General features: G+C 70.2%; 19 protein-coding genes. 7 read left to right on the forward strand and 12 right to left on the reverse strand.

Annotated elements, in window-relative coordinates; translation table 11 throughout:
• Window positions 1-24: 24 nt before the first annotated feature.
• On the reverse strand, window positions 25-435 hold the full coding sequence (locus NGM10_RS06035) for a winged helix-turn-helix transcriptional regulator (RefSeq protein WP_253482934.1): 411 nt from the start codon (window positions 433-435) through the stop codon (window positions 25-27).
• A gap of 162 nt (window positions 436-597) precedes the next feature.
• Here NGM10_RS06035 and NGM10_RS06040 point away from each other — a divergent pair, with 162 nt between their 5' ends.
• Entirely contained in the window at window positions 598-1608 is a 1011-nt protein-coding gene (locus NGM10_RS06040; protein WP_253482935.1) for a calcium/sodium antiporter, read from the forward strand.
• Between the two features lie 74 nt (window positions 1609-1682).
• Entirely contained in the window at window positions 1683-2702 is a 1020-nt protein-coding gene (locus tag NGM10_RS06045) for an AIR synthase family protein (RefSeq protein ID WP_253482937.1), read from the forward strand.
• 586 nt (window positions 2703-3288) lie between these two features.
• Here the strand turns inward: NGM10_RS06045 and NGM10_RS06050 are convergent.
• Window positions 3289-3555, reverse strand: coding sequence for a thioredoxin family protein (locus NGM10_RS06050; protein WP_253482940.1), 267 nt, complete (start codon window positions 3553-3555; stop codon window positions 3289-3291).
• 164 nt (window positions 3556-3719) lie between these two features.
• Between NGM10_RS06050 and NGM10_RS06055 the strand changes: the two genes are divergently transcribed.
• Genes NGM10_RS06055 through hisE form a run of 5 tightly spaced genes read left to right on the forward strand, consistent with a single transcriptional unit; the run spans window position 3720 to window position 5995 of the window.
• Entirely contained in the window at window positions 3720-3884 is a 165-nt protein-coding gene (locus NGM10_RS06055; RefSeq protein ID WP_253482943.1) for a preprotein translocase subunit Sec61beta, read from the forward strand.
• Window positions 3885-3939: 55 nt separating this feature from the next.
• Entirely contained in the window at window positions 3940-4506 is a 567-nt protein-coding gene (locus NGM10_RS06060; RefSeq protein ID WP_253482945.1) for a hypothetical protein, read from the forward strand.
• A 59-nt stretch (window positions 4507-4565) separates the two neighbouring features.
• Entirely contained in the window at window positions 4566-5204 is a 639-nt protein-coding gene (pdxT, locus tag NGM10_RS06065; protein ID WP_253482948.1) for a pyridoxal 5'-phosphate synthase glutaminase subunit PdxT, read from the forward strand.
• 36 nt (window positions 5205-5240) lie between these two features.
• Window positions 5241-5693: a bifunctional nuclease family protein gene (locus tag NGM10_RS06070; protein WP_253482951.1), complete on the forward strand. Its 453-nt coding sequence runs from the start codon at window positions 5241-5243 to the stop codon at window positions 5691-5693.
• The gene (hisE, locus tag NGM10_RS06075) at window positions 5690-5995 is read left to right on the forward strand and encodes a phosphoribosyl-ATP diphosphatase (RefSeq protein ID WP_253482954.1); all 306 of its coding nucleotides are present in this window, start codon (window positions 5690-5692) and stop codon (window positions 5993-5995) included. The genes NGM10_RS06070 and hisE overlap by 4 nt, the downstream gene beginning before the upstream one ends.
• 39 nt (window positions 5996-6034) lie before the next feature.
• Here hisE and NGM10_RS06080 read toward each other — a convergent pair whose 3' ends face one another.
• From NGM10_RS06080 to NGM10_RS06125, 10 genes are all read right to left on the reverse strand, one after another.
• Window positions 6035-6367, reverse strand: coding sequence for a hypothetical protein (locus NGM10_RS06080; protein ID WP_253482957.1), 333 nt, complete (start codon window positions 6365-6367; stop codon window positions 6035-6037).
• Between the two features lie 89 nt (window positions 6368-6456).
• On the reverse strand, window positions 6457-6765 hold the full coding sequence (locus NGM10_RS06085) for an ASCH domain-containing protein (RefSeq protein ID WP_253482960.1): 309 nt from the start codon (window positions 6763-6765) through the stop codon (window positions 6457-6459).
• Between the two features lie 47 nt (window positions 6766-6812).
• Entirely contained in the window at window positions 6813-7940 is a 1128-nt protein-coding gene (locus tag NGM10_RS06090) for a M48 family metalloprotease (protein ID WP_253482963.1), read from the reverse strand.
• 36 nt (window positions 7941-7976) lie between these two features.
• The gene (locus NGM10_RS06095; RefSeq protein WP_253482965.1) at window positions 7977-8342 is read right to left on the reverse strand and encodes a DUF5518 domain-containing protein; all 366 of its coding nucleotides are present in this window, start codon (window positions 8340-8342) and stop codon (window positions 7977-7979) included.
• Window positions 8343-8383: 41 nt separating this feature from the next.
• Window positions 8384-9052: an NADPH-dependent F420 reductase gene (gene npdG / locus NGM10_RS06100; protein ID WP_253482967.1), complete on the reverse strand. Its 669-nt coding sequence runs from the start codon at window positions 9050-9052 to the stop codon at window positions 8384-8386.
• Between the two features lie 36 nt (window positions 9053-9088).
• A complete protein-coding gene (locus NGM10_RS06105; RefSeq protein WP_253482969.1) occupies window positions 9089-9478 on the reverse strand; it encodes a hypothetical protein in 390 nt (129 codons plus the stop codon).
• 48 nt (window positions 9479-9526) lie between these two features.
• A complete protein-coding gene (locus NGM10_RS06110) occupies window positions 9527-10390 on the reverse strand; it encodes a TIGR01548 family HAD-type hydrolase (protein WP_253482972.1) in 864 nt (287 codons plus the stop codon).
• Between the two features lie 78 nt (window positions 10391-10468).
• Window positions 10469-11257 carry a formate/nitrite transporter family protein gene (locus NGM10_RS06115; RefSeq protein WP_253482974.1) on the reverse strand — a complete coding sequence of 263 codons (789 nt, stop codon included), beginning with the start codon at window positions 11255-11257 and terminating at the stop codon, window positions 10469-10471.
• Between the two features lie 61 nt (window positions 11258-11318).
• Complete coding sequence (locus NGM10_RS06120; RefSeq protein ID WP_253482976.1) at window positions 11319-11870, reverse strand: zinc metalloprotease; 552 nt, start codon at window positions 11868-11870, stop codon at window positions 11319-11321.
• Window positions 11871-11936: 66 nt separating this feature from the next.
• Window positions 11937-12326 (reverse strand): UPF0146 family protein, encoded by a 390-nt coding sequence (locus NGM10_RS06125; RefSeq protein WP_253482978.1) that lies wholly within the window; start codon window positions 12324-12326, stop codon window positions 11937-11939.
• Window positions 12327-12354 lie beyond the last annotated feature (28 nt).

The following is a 12354-nucleotide window of genomic DNA, read 5'->3' on the forward strand; positions in this document are numbered from 1 at the left end:
GCGGCCGGTCGGCCACCAACAGCGCTACGAGACGCCGCCGTCGGCGTCCTCGGCGGCGGCGAGGTGTCGCTCGCCCCACGCGGCCATGCTCTCGATGACCGGGCGGAGCGACGCGCCGCGGTCGGTCAGCGAGTACTCGACCCGCACGGGCTTTTCGTTCACTATCTCGCGGTTCACCAGCGCCTTCTCGCCGAGGTCTTCGAGGCTGTCCGAGAGCACCTTGCTGGAGATGCCGTCGACGTCGTGCTTGAGTTCGTTGAACCCCATCGGCCCGCCGTCGAGCAGGCGGTGGATGACCACCGGGTGCCACTTCTTGCCGAGGATGGTCGCGGTCGCGGTGACCGCACACCACTCCTCGCCCGCGCACCACACCGCCAGCGGTTCGTCGGCGTCCGGGTCGTCGCCAGCGTCGGAGTCGCGGTCGGCGTCGCTCATGTCGGGAGCCACGCGGGCGCGGTCCAAATAGTTACCTCCTCGTATCGACTTACCTTCGGTAATCCCGTTCGGCGACTCGCGACTCGCACATCCCACCCGGGTTCGCTCGTTCCCCTCCGACACCCCACATCCCTTTCCGCGCGTCGGACGTATCCCACACCGATGCTCGGTGTCTTGGTCGATCTGGCGGTGATCGCGGGGAGCGTCCTCGCGCTCTGGTACGGCGCGACGGCGTTCGTGGAGGCGGCCTCGCTGGTCGCGCGCCGGGTCGGACTCTCCGAACTCGTCGTGGGCCTGACCGTGGTGGCGGTCGGCACCTCGACGCCCGAACTCCTCGTGACCCTCGACGCCGCGGTGGTCGGCCGGACCGGCGTGGCGGTCGGCAACGTCGTCGGGTCGAACGTGTTCAACCTCGGTCTGCTGGTGGGTGCGGTCGCGGTGTTCGCGCCCGTGCCGACCGGCCGGACGCTGGTGTATCAGGACGGGGTCGCGGTCGTCGCCGCGACCCTGCTCACGACCGCGCTGGTCGCCGACGGGACCCTCTCGCGGGTCGAAGGCGTCGGCCTGCTCGTCGTCTACGCGACCTACGTCCTCGTGCTGATTCGGCGGGGGAGCGGTTCCGAGGCCGCGCTCTCGGCCGACGGGTCGGCCGAGAGCGCCGCGTCCGGCGGGACGACCGTCTCGACCGGCGAGTCGGCCGACTCGCCGGTCGAGACGGTCGCGGAGGCGGTCTCTCCCCGACACCTCCTCCGGGGCGTCGTCGGGTTCGGCCTGCTGGTTGGCGGGGCCCACCTGCTCGTGGAGTCGTCGGCCGACCTCGCGCGACTCGTGGGCGTCTCCGAGTGGGCCATCGGGGCGACCGTGGTGGCGGTCGGCACCTCGACGCCCGAACTCGCGACATCGATGGCGGCCTCGGCGAGCGGTCGCCACGAGGTCTCGATAGGCAACCTCGTCGGGAGCAACGTCTTCAATCTGCTCGGGGCACTCGGCGCGACCGCCGCGATTCGGCCCGTTCAGGTGACCGGCGACGCGTGGACCGGGCTACTGTGGCTCTGCGCGCAGATGGCGGTCGTCGTTGTGCTGTTCCGGACGGGCTGGCGACTCTCGCGGGCGGAGGGCGCGCTCCTCGCCGCCGGAACGCTGGCGTGGTGGGCCGCGAGCGTCGCCGGGTGAGGCGGGTCGCCCGCCGTAGCGTCGGTCAGGCGCGAACCACCACGGATTTGGCGACTCCGGCGCAATTGCCGTCGATGACCGACCTCGGCAAGGTGGACGGGGCGTTCTTCGACGAGTACATCTACCCGAACCTCGGGGCCGACCGCGCCGACGTGAGCCTCGGCCCGCGACACGGCGTCGACTTCGGCGTCGTGGACGTGGGCGGGCGCGCGGTCGTGCTGGCGAGCGACCCGCTCTCGCTGACGCCCGCGCTCGGGTTCGAGCGGGCGGCGTGGTTCGCGGTCCACGTCGCGCTCGCCGATGCCGCGGTGTCCGGTATCCCGCCGACCCACCTCGCGGTCACCTTCACCCTCCCGCCGGAGATGACCGACGACCAGTTCCGCACCGTCTGGGAGACGTTCGACCGCGAGGCCCGCGAGTTGGGGGTGAGCATCGTGACCGGCCACACCGCCCGCTACGGCGGGTGTTCGTACCCGTGGGTCGGCGGCGCGACCGCGCTGGCGGTGGGCGACCACGACGACCTCGTGCGCCCCGACGGCGCGACCTCGGGCGACCGCCTGCTCGTGACGAAGGGGCCAGGTATCGAGGTCGCTGGCTTCCTCGTGACGCTGTTCGAGGACGCGGTCGACCTCCCCGAATCGACGATTCGGGACGCCACGGAGCGGTTCTGGGACATGAGCCCGGTCCGCGACGCCCTGACCGCCGCGGCGGCCGGACCGGTCACCGCGATGCACGACGTGACCGAGGGCGGTCTGCGGGGCGCGCTGGTCGAGTTCGCCGCAGCCGGTGGGGTGCGCCTCGACGTGGACTCCGCGGAAGTGCCCCTCCTCCCGGGCGTCCGGGAGGCCTGCGAGTTCTTCGATATCGACCCGTGGGACGCCACCAGCGAGGGGACCCTGCTGATTTCGGTCGAGTCGTCGGGCGTCGAGGCGGTGCTGTCGGCGCTGGACGCCGAGGGGATTCCGGCGGCCGAAATCGGCGAGGTCCGGGAGGGGTCGGGCGCGTTCGTGGACGGCGAGCGCGTCGAACCGCCCGAGGCCGACCCCTCGTGGGCGGTCTTCGAGGAGTACGCCGAGCGGGTCGGCTTGGAGTGAGTCGAAACCCCCCCCCCCCGACGTGTTGGGTCCACGATTCGAACGTATCCGACAGCGAGACGCTAGCTACTCCCGGTACATAGAGGACCGCGACCGCACAGCACGGCATAGCACAGCACAGCACCGCAACCGCGCCCCCGTTCCTCCCCGCCGCGCGCTCGCCGAGGGCGAGCGCCCGGCGCGTCCCGTGGTTGGGACAGTCTCCGAAGCGCCGGACCGACTGGCCCCCGACACGCCCGACTCGTCCGGGCCTCCGCGGTCGGGACGCACTCGCGGGCCTCCGTCGGAGGCCCGCGAGCGGGGAGGTCCGGGGACCCCTCGGCGGTCTGCTTAGTAGCGCGAAGCAGATCTCGGAAGTCGCAGCCCGCGTAGCAGCGCGAGCAGGAACGTCTTCCGGCGGATGAAGGGCGAGGGAGGAGAGCGACCGAAGGGAGTGAGCGCCGACCGAGGGCTTCTCTCTTCTAGGTAACGGCAGTAGCTAGCTTCACGCCGGGAAAGTTCGGTCTCGATACGAAAGTGACACCGACGAATAGCGAATCTGTCGAAAAAATCTCGACACGAAACCGGGCGATTCCGACTTACGTTCTCACGCGCCCGCTTTTTCGAGCGCGGATTCGAGCTCCTCGCGCTGGGTGACGCCGACGAACCGCTCGACGATGCCGTCGTCGTTCTCGACCACGATGGTCGGAATCGACCGGACCTGATACTCGTTGGCCACGTCCTGATGCTCGTCGACGTCGATCTTCTCGAACTCGACCTCGTCCCAGTCGGCCTCCATCTCTTCGAGGATGGGGTCCTGAGTCTTGCACGGGCCACACCAGTCGGCGTAGAAGTCCTTCAGCGTGACAGTCATTGGTGGTCTGGGCGAGTGTACCTGCGCCGCGCGCATAAGGGTTTCCCACCGCCGCGTGCTTGCCGCAATCGGAGCGCGCCCGACCCCAGCGCCGGGACCGAAACGCGCCGGAGGACCCGGGGCGCTCCGAAAGGTTTAGGCGGCGGGAAACCGGACCATCGCACATGAGCAGTGGCCAGAACTCCGGCGGGCTGATGTCCAGCGCCGGACTCGTCCGGTACTTCGACGCCGAGGATCGCAACGCCATCACCATCGACCCCAAGACCGTCGTGGCCTTCGGCGTCCTCTTCGGCGTCTTCGTCAAGCTCCTCAACGTCCTCGCGCTGTAGGCGTCCCGGGGCGTCCGGCCGACAGGGATAACCGGGTCGCGGTCGGCGTCCCTCCATGCGACTCTCTCCGTTCAGTTCCCGCGAGACCGATTCCGCGAGCGGCGCGACCGACAAATCCGACGCGACCGGCGCGACGGCCGAACGGGGGGCGAAGCGCCGACCGGTCGTCGAGGGCCTGAAGGGCGGTCTCGTCGCCACGCTCGTGATGACCAGCTACCGGCTCCCGATAGCCCGCTCGCTGCCGCCGACCGCGGAGTTCTGGTCGAGGTACGTCGCCGGGGGCGACCCCGCCGACCACCCGGTGACCGCCCTCGCCCTCCACCTACTCTACGGCACCGTCGGCGGCGGGGTCTTCGGCGCGCTCGGGTCCTCGTCGGCGCGTCGGGCCAGTCGGCCCGACGCGCCGACCAGCGGGCAGAGGACCGCCCGGAGCGAACTGGTCGGCCTGCTCGAAGGCGTCGGCTACGCGCTCGCGCTCTCTGCGTTCGGCGAGCGCGTCGTGCTCGGCCGGGTCCTCGGCATGGACCTCGACCGCGACGAGTCGCTGGTCTTCCACGTCGGCCACCTCGTCTACGGGCTGACCCTCGGGACGTGGGTCGGGTCCCGGACCGGCGCGAAGTAGGGCGCGAGCCGAATCGACGAGACGGACCCTTTTTGCGCCCCGACTCCCTACCCGCGCCCATGACTCTCAGAGCGGGCGTCGTCGCGGTACAGGGCGACGTGAGCGAGCACGCCGACGCCGTCAGGCGCGCGGGCGCGGCCCACGGCCGGGAGGTCGAGGTCGCGGAAATCCGGACCGCGGGGACCGTGCCCGACTGCGACCTCCTGTTGCTCCCGGGCGGCGAATCGACCGCCATCTCGCGGCTCCTCCGGTCGGAGGGCATCGACGAGGAGATACGCGCCCACGCCGCGGCGGGCAAGCCCGTGCTGGCGACCTGCGCGGGCCTCATCGTCTCTGCGACCGACGCGGGCGACGACCGGGTCGACGAGCTGGGCATCGCCGACGTGACGGTCGAACGTAACGCGTTCGGCCGCCAGAAGGACAGCTTCGAGGCCCCCCTCGACGTGGCCGGGCTCGACGACCCCTTCCCCGCGGTGTTCATCCGCGCGCCCCTCATCGAGTCGGTCGGCGAGGGCGTCGAGGTGCTGGCCGAGTGGGACGGCCGCCCGGTCGCGGTCCGGGACGGGCCAGTCGTCGCCACCTCGTTCCACCCCGAACTCACCGACGACTCGCGGTTGCACGGCTTCCTGTTCGAGGCCGTCGAGGAGTCGGGGACCGCGGGGGAGGCGGGAGCCGACGATTCCGCCTCGGACCAGTAGGGCAGACTTTTCTTTCTGGCACCCGTCCGTGCCGACATGAACGCCGACATCGACGCGGTGCGAGTCGCCATGACCGAGGAGGGCCCGGTCCCGGTGGTCGTGCTCGCGCCCGACGACGCCGACGACGTTCTCCCCATCTTCATCGGCTTCGAGGAGGCGGTCAGCATCGCTCGCGGCATGGAGGCCGAGGACATCGGCAGACCGATGACCCACGACCTCCTGCTCGACGTGGTCGAGGAACTGGGCGGCCGGGTCACCAGCGTGGAGGTCACGTCGCTGGAGGGGGGCACCTACATCGCCGACCTCCACGTCGACACCCCGCGGGGCCAGACGGTGATCGACGCCCGCCCGAGCGACTCGCTGGCGCTCGCGGCCCGGACCAACGCCCCCATCGAGGTCGGCGAGACCGTCTTCGAGTCCGGACGACGCGACCGCGAGGAGTTCGACGAGCTACAGGACATCACCGAGGTCGCGGAGCTGGGAGCATGAGCGAGGAAGTCGAATCCACCGACGCCGTCCTCGACGAACTGTTCGCGGTCGTCGAGGACCGCAAGGAGACCCTGCCTGAGGACTCGTACACCGCGTCGCTGTTCGACCACGAGAAGGGCGAGAACGCGGTCCTCGAAAAGCTGGGCGAGGAGACCACGGAGCTGATTCTGGCGGCGAAAGACGACGACCCCGAGGAGATGGCCCACGAGAGCGCCGACATCGTCTACCACCTGCTGGTCCTGCTGTCGATGAAGGGGATGGACCTCGGAGACCTGCGCTCGGAGCTTCGAGAACGGCGGTAGCGACGGTCTGCGACGTGCTGTTCGTTCTCGGAGTTACGGCTACTCGGAAGCGATTCGCGGTCTCCCCCTCGACCAGAACCGCGAGAGCCGCGTGAGGACGGCGGCGGCGACGAGCGACTGAACGAACACGAACCCGGCGAGGATGACCCAAAAGCCCGCGCCGGTCCGAATCAGAAACTCGTTGTAGAGGAACGTGTCCACGAGCAACGTCGCGATAACGGCCGGTGTGGCGACCAAAAGCGCCGCTCGCGGGACGACGCCCCACTCCGCCAGCGCGAGTATCACACCGGTCACCGCGAATATCGAGAGCGTCAACCGTCCCAACGAAAACTTCGGGAGTCCGTTCGCGGAGAGGACGGTCGAAGGCGTCACGGTCGGGATTTGATGTCGGTCGATAAAAGTGTTTCCGCGCTCGGGACGAATTCGCGCGGTCGGCTCCGACGCGTCCGAGACCACCCCGGCTACGCCACCTTCTCGAACCGGTGCAGAACCACGTCGCTGTCGTCGTCCCACTCGAAGTTCTCGTGGGCCCGGTCCAACACCTCGCGGTACTGTTCCAAGTCGGCCATCCCCTCGGCCTGTGCGTCCTCGTCGGTCAGGTCGCCGAGTGTGCGCTCGCGGACTTCGACCACCTCGAACGTCTCGTCCTCGACCTCGAAGCGGTCGCCCTCGTCGGCGTACTGGTCGCCGCGGTGTATCTGGGTCACGTCGCCCGCGACCGCGCCCTCTCGCATTCGACCGTTCGGGAGCAGGGTTTCTGCGTCTGCCATGGGCTGAAATTGGGCCGCCATCGGCAAAACCGTTGGGCTTCCGGGCGCTATCGCGTTTCCGCGTCCATCTCCCGCAGACGCTCGATTCGCTCGCCGGTCGGCGGGTGGGTCGGGAAGTCGGTCGCGGCGTTGGCCTCCTCGAAGGCGTCGGCGACCGTGTCGGTCGCGGCCTCGTCGAGTTTCTCGAAGGCGTTCTTCTCGCCCCCGTTGACCGCGAAGCCGGTGTACGCCGAGGGGTCGAACTCGTCGTCCTCGGCCTCCGGGACCGGAACGACGTAGAACGCCGACTGGACCCGGTCGCGGGCCCGGAGGTCGGTCTCGGGGTGTCGGTGTGCCTCGCGGTCGAGTTCGGCGAGCGCCGACGCGAGCGCGGCGGGCGAGCCGGTGATGGCGACCGCGCCGCGGTCGGCCGCGTGTTCGCGGTACTGCGAGAGCAGTCGGGTGAGTCCCCGGCCGACCGACCAGAAGACCCACGCGACCGGCCGGACGGCGACCGTGAAGAACAGCCACGGGAAGAAGGTGACCGGGTTGCCGTGGGCGAGACCACCGTCGTCCCGGGGGTTGCCGTACCGGTCGGTCTCGACCTCGTCGATTGAACGCGGGCTGAACCACCCGAGCAACCACTCGCCGATCAGCTCGACCAGCGACGCCGCGGTCATCACGCTCGCGTCGCGGTTCTTGACGTGGGCGAGTTCGTGGGCCAGCACCGCGTCGACCTGTTCCTCCGAGAGCGCATCGAGCAGGCCCGAGGAGACGACCACGGTCGCGTTGCCGGGCAGGACGCCGGTGGTGTACGCCTTCGGCACGTCGGTCTCGGCGACCGCGAGCTTCGGCGCGGGAACGTCGGCGGTGTGGGCGAGGCGAGCGAGGCGCTTGCGGAGGTCGCGGGGGGCGTCGTCGGCCGACCGAATTGCGGCGTCCTCGCCGGTGAGCTTCTCGCTGAGGACGACCTCGGAGACGACCGCGGCCGCGAACAGCGCCGCGAGCAGGACGCCGCCGAGTCGGTCCCCGACGACGACCCGGTCGCCCTCCCCGAGTAGCACGGTCAGGAACACCGAGAGCGCGTCGGTCAGCACCCAGTGGAGCGCGAGCGCGAACGCCCCGAGCAGGCCGACCAGCAGGACCAGCACCGCACCCATCCGAGCGCGTAACTCCCAGTCGGTCTCCCACTCCATCGCCGCGAAGTCGTAACTCGCCCGATATAAATTCCCCTACTCGTTTGCGATCCACCCGCCGACCGCCCCGGCGAGCGCGCTTTCGAGGCCCATCGCGAGCGCGAGCACCGCGCCGACGAGGAAGACGCTCCCGCCGAGCAGGGGACCGAGCGGCCCGAGGCCGACCGTGCCGAGCGCGCCGACCGCGAGACCGAACACCACCGCGAGGACGATTCCGCCGAGCGCCCCGGCGAGCAAGCCGTGCCACGCGCCCCGGCCGAACCCGCCGCCAGCGAGGTAGCCCGCGACGAACCCGCCGAGCAGGCCCGCGGTGAGCTGGCCGAGACCGGGCAGGACGACGCCGATAGCGCCCACGAGCAGTTCGACGACGAAGCCGACTCCGACCGCGTACCAGTTGGTCATGTGACGCGTTTGTAGGCGTCGAACGCTGATAAGGCTGGTTCCTACTCGAACTTCACGCCTACGTCGTGCATCCCGTCGTTCTCCATCGCGATGTTGATGAGCAGGGGCGTCAGACTCTCGACCTCGGCGGCGTTGGCCGCCCCGCCCGCGGGGAGCGCCCGAAGGCCCTCGATTCCCTCGGCGAGCCGGACCGCGATGTCGACCGCGTCCCCGTCGTCGCCGACCACGAGGGTGTCGAGGTCGAGGTCGACCGAGAGGTTCGCGAGCCGGTCGGCCGAGAGGTTGTGGAAGGCCCCGACCACGGGAACGCCCTCCGGCGCGACGTCGGCGACCAGCTCGGTGACGCTCCCGGTCTGCGGGGGCCTGTAGTGGAACCCCTCCTCGTCGCGCTCCATCCCGACCGCCGGGGAGATCAGCACGTCGGCGTCCTCGATGCGGTCGGCGACGGCCTCGACGGTGTCCCGGACGTGGTAGGCCGGGACCGCCAGCACGACCACGTCGGCGCGGTCGGCCGCCATCTCGTTTCCGAACCCCTTGACCGTCCGCTCGACGCCGACGCTGTCGAGTTCGGTCTCGTACTCCTCGGCCTTCCCGCGGGCCTTCTCGGGGTCGCGCGAGCCGACGAGGAGCTCGTGGTCGGTGTCGCGCCCCCACCGGAGCGCGAGCGCCTGTCCGATGTCGCCGGTGCCGCCCAGAATCGCGATTCGCATGTCACGACGTTCGGGGCGGAGGCGGATTAAACGTTCTCACTCCGACAGCGCGACGCGGAACCGGTCGTAGCCCGCAGTGGCCGCCCGGCGGGAGACCGACAGTGCGACCACCACCGCGCCCGCTCGCGCCAGCAGGACGACGGTGCCCCCGGAGGCGACCGCGAACTCGACCGCGAGAAAGCCGACGTACGAGACCGCGAACAGCGCGAGGAAGAACGTGGTGAGTCGGCCAGCGTCCGCGGCTGGGAAGTCGCCGAGTTGCCTGCCCACGAACCAGTGGGCGACCGGGAGGCCGACCGCCAGCGACCCGACGGCGTAGGGGCCTACGCCGTCGGGTCGGGGCGAGACGAGCGCGCCGAGCAGGACCGCGAGGAAGCCGCCGACGGAAAGCGTCCACGCGCCCCGTTCGATTGCGAGCCAGTTCACGCCGGATTCACCGTCACGTCCCGGCGTACCGACGCCCGAAACGTAAAGCTACTCCAACAGGTCCGGGAGGTCGTTGACCGACGCGATCACGGCGTCGGCACCCGCCGCCTCGTACTTCCGGCGTCCCTCCTCGCCCGTGAGACCGCCGGTCAGCACGCCGACGCCGAAGTACTCGCGGTCGGGGTCGGCCTCCGCGGCGTTGCGCGCGGTCTTCACGTCGTCCAAGGTGTCGCCGACGAAGACGACCGACTCGGCGTCGAACCGCTCGGCGAGCGTCACGAGCGCGCGGGGGTGGGGCTTGCCCTCCTCCCAGTCGTCCATCGTGAACCGGCGGTCGTCGGGCACGTCGAGGCCCGCGCGGCGCTGGGCGATGTCGGCCTCGTCGGCGGGTCTGCCCGTCACGATACCGAGGGGGCGGTCGGCGAGCGCGTCGACGGTCGCCGACTCGAGGATGACCGGCTCGTCGCGGATGAACCCCGGCGCGTCGATGTCGGCGGGTTCGCCTTCGAGGTCGGCGTAGAGGTCGGCCCCGAGGTAGAGCTGCTGGAAGACCTCGCGGAGTCGATTGGGGTTCCACTCCGCCCGCACGCGCTCGCGGGCCGCGCCCGCGAGCGCGTCGTCGACGACCGCCTCGGCCGCGTCGAGACCGCCGCCCGACTCGGCGATTCGGTCGGTGAACTCCGTCAGGTCGAGGTCACTCCCCTCCCGGCGCGAGAGGACGAACAGCGCCGCGGCGTAGGTGAGTTCCCAGTCGTTGTTGAACCCGCCCGCGTCCTTGAACCGCTGGATGTCGGCCTTCTCGATGGTGTCTCCGTGGACGCGCGCTACGGACTCCACGATGGCCCGCCGGTAGGAGTCGGCCACGTCCACGACCACGCCGTCGATGTCCAGCACGACCGCGTCTGCGTGCATGCGAGGGGGTAGTCAGCGGGAATTGAAGGGTCTTGCGACGCGGGCGAGGCGACCGCGCGGGCGGTTCGGTCCGGCGGTTCACCCGCCGTCCTCGCGCGCTCCCCTGACCTGCGCGACGTGGCTGAGCGTGACCAGTCCGAGTCCCCCGACGAGGTTCCCGGCCGTGACGACGGCGGTCGTCACGGCCAGCGCGCCGAGGCTCACGTCCGCCCCGAGGAACGCGCCGAAGAGGACGTGGAGAATCGTGACGACGACGTGGTCGAAGGGACCGAGCGTCAGCAGGACCCCGACGATGTACGCGACGGTGATACGACTCCCCACGCTATCGACCGCGAGCAGGAGGAACGACAGCAGGGAGACGAGCGCGCCCCCGGTGATGGCCTTCACGAACTCGGCCGCGGCCGTCCGGGCGACGATCTCCTCGGCGGTCCGAGCCAGTACGTGGGGCGCTCCCGTCGGGAGCGCGCCCTCGACCGACAGAACGGCCACGAGGAGGCCGCCGCCGAGGAGATTGAGCGCGAAGGTCACGGTCCACAGCCGGACCAGCGGACCGACCAGCCACGAGTCGTCGGCCGCGACCGCCGTCGCGACCGGGTCGAAGAAGTTCTCGTTGAACAGTTCGGCGCGCCCCACGACGAGGAACACGAGGCCGGGACCGAACGCGAGCGCTCCCGCGACCGTGGCGACCTCGCCGAACCGGGGTTCGACCGCGGCCTCGACGATGCCGAGCGCCACGACGCCGAAGACGACGGTGAACCCCGCGATGAAGCTGGTCGAGACGAGTTCGAGCAACGACTGGTCGAGGCGGCGCTCGCCCTCCTCGACCGCCCGGTCGAATATCTCGGCGGGGTCGGGCGCGACCGACACGCCTCGGCTATCGGGAGAGTCGGTCAAAAGCGTCGTGGCGGTCTCACGGCGAGAGAATCGGTCAGTGGAGCATCCCGACCGAGAGCAGGGCGACCAGCAACAGGCCGAGCGCGTATATCGCGTCGAGCCAGAAAATGCTCAGGAGATTCGCGAGGTAGATGACCAACACGGCGGGAAGCGCGAGGAGGACGACCGGATGTTCGCGCCACTCCGACTTCGTCCGCGCCCAGATGTTCTTGGCGTCGCCGGTGCTCGGAAACGCGTGCATGGCGACGCTGGCACCCAGCCAGAGCAGGGCGTATCCGGCGATTCCGAACCGGTCGACGTGGAATCCGCTTGCGTCGGGCTTGCCCCACAGCAACGCCAGCACGCCGAACAGCGCGAGCGCAATGAGCGTGTTCACCAGGAACGGCGCGACGCTGACCGCGAACGCGTCCCGGTACCGGTCGGGCTCCTCGTGGAGGACGTATCCGGCCGGATTACCGAGTCGAAAGTAGCAGACCTCGGCCACCGGAACGTCGTACCTGGCGCAGAGTCGCTCGTGCGCGAACTCGTGGACAACGACACCGGGGAACGTCACGAGGCTTATCAGGAACCCGGGGATGATGAGCATGCCCCGAACACCAGACGGAAAGATAATCAATCTGACTTCTGTTATCGGCCGTGATAACGCGAAGTCCTACTCCCGCGCGACGAACAGCGTCTCGCCCGGCAGGGTCTCGCGTTCGACCGGAATCGCTGGCCCGTCGCCCCCGAGGGTCGTGAACAGCAACGCGGCGTCGGCCCGGCGCGCGGCCTCGCGCGCCGGGCCGTGGAGTTCGGGTGGGAGGTTCAGCGCGTAGATCGCGTCGGCGTCCCGGTAGACCGCGGGGTCGGGGTCCCAGAGGTCGTCCTCGACGAACCTCACGCCCGCGGGCACCTCGCGGACGTGCACGTCGGTCGCGGTCACGGTCTTCCCGGCGTCGGCGAGCGCCGCCGCCACGTCGGTCCGGCGGCCGATTCCGACCTCGACGAGCGTCTCGAACCCCGAGAGGCGGTCGGCGAGGGCGTCGCGGGTGCGCGGGTCCACGGCGGGAAGTTTATGGGCCGCTCCCGCA

This window comes from Halorussus salilacus, from assembly GCF_024138125.1.
In the GTDB taxonomy this organism is placed as follows: Archaea; Halobacteriota; Halobacteria; order Halobacteriales; family Haladaptataceae; genus Halorussus; species Halorussus salilacus.

Excerpts from the sequence above, each read along its gene's own strand:
- NGM10_RS06035 (WP_253482934.1), bottom strand. The coding sequence starts at position 435 with ATGAGCGACGCCGACCGCGACTCCGACGCTGGCGACGACCCGGACGCC.
- NGM10_RS06040 (WP_253482935.1), top strand. The coding sequence starts at position 598 with ATGCTCGGTGTCTTGGTCGATCTGGCGGTGATCGCGGGGAGCGTCCTC.
- NGM10_RS06045 (WP_253482937.1), top strand. The coding sequence starts at position 1,683 with ATGACCGACCTCGGCAAGGTGGACGGGGCGTTCTTCGACGAGTACATC.
- NGM10_RS06050 (WP_253482940.1), bottom strand. The coding sequence starts at position 3,555 with ATGACTGTCACGCTGAAGGACTTCTACGCCGACTGGTGTGGCCCGTGC.
- NGM10_RS06055 (WP_253482943.1), top strand. The coding sequence starts at position 3,720 with ATGAGCAGTGGCCAGAACTCCGGCGGGCTGATGTCCAGCGCCGGACTC.
- NGM10_RS06060 (WP_253482945.1), top strand. The coding sequence starts at position 3,940 with ATGCGACTCTCTCCGTTCAGTTCCCGCGAGACCGATTCCGCGAGCGGC.
- pdxT (WP_253482948.1), top strand. The coding sequence starts at position 4,566 with ATGACTCTCAGAGCGGGCGTCGTCGCGGTACAGGGCGACGTGAGCGAG.
- NGM10_RS06070 (WP_253482951.1), top strand. The coding sequence starts at position 5,241 with ATGAACGCCGACATCGACGCGGTGCGAGTCGCCATGACCGAGGAGGGC.
- hisE (WP_253482954.1), top strand. The coding sequence starts at position 5,690 with ATGAGCGAGGAAGTCGAATCCACCGACGCCGTCCTCGACGAACTGTTC.
- NGM10_RS06085 (WP_253482960.1), bottom strand. The coding sequence starts at position 6,765 with ATGGCAGACGCAGAAACCCTGCTCCCGAACGGTCGAATGCGAGAGGGC.
- NGM10_RS06090 (WP_253482963.1), bottom strand. The coding sequence starts at position 7,940 with ATGGAGTGGGAGACCGACTGGGAGTTACGCGCTCGGATGGGTGCGGTG.
- NGM10_RS06095 (WP_253482965.1), bottom strand. The coding sequence starts at position 8,342 with ATGACCAACTGGTACGCGGTCGGAGTCGGCTTCGTCGTCGAACTGCTC.
- npdG (WP_253482967.1), bottom strand. The coding sequence starts at position 9,052 with ATGCGAATCGCGATTCTGGGCGGCACCGGCGACATCGGACAGGCGCTC.
- NGM10_RS06110 (WP_253482972.1), bottom strand. The coding sequence starts at position 10,390 with ATGCACGCAGACGCGGTCGTGCTGGACATCGACGGCGTGGTCGTGGAC.
- NGM10_RS06120 (WP_253482976.1), bottom strand. The coding sequence starts at position 11,870 with ATGCTCATCATCCCCGGGTTCCTGATAAGCCTCGTGACGTTCCCCGGT.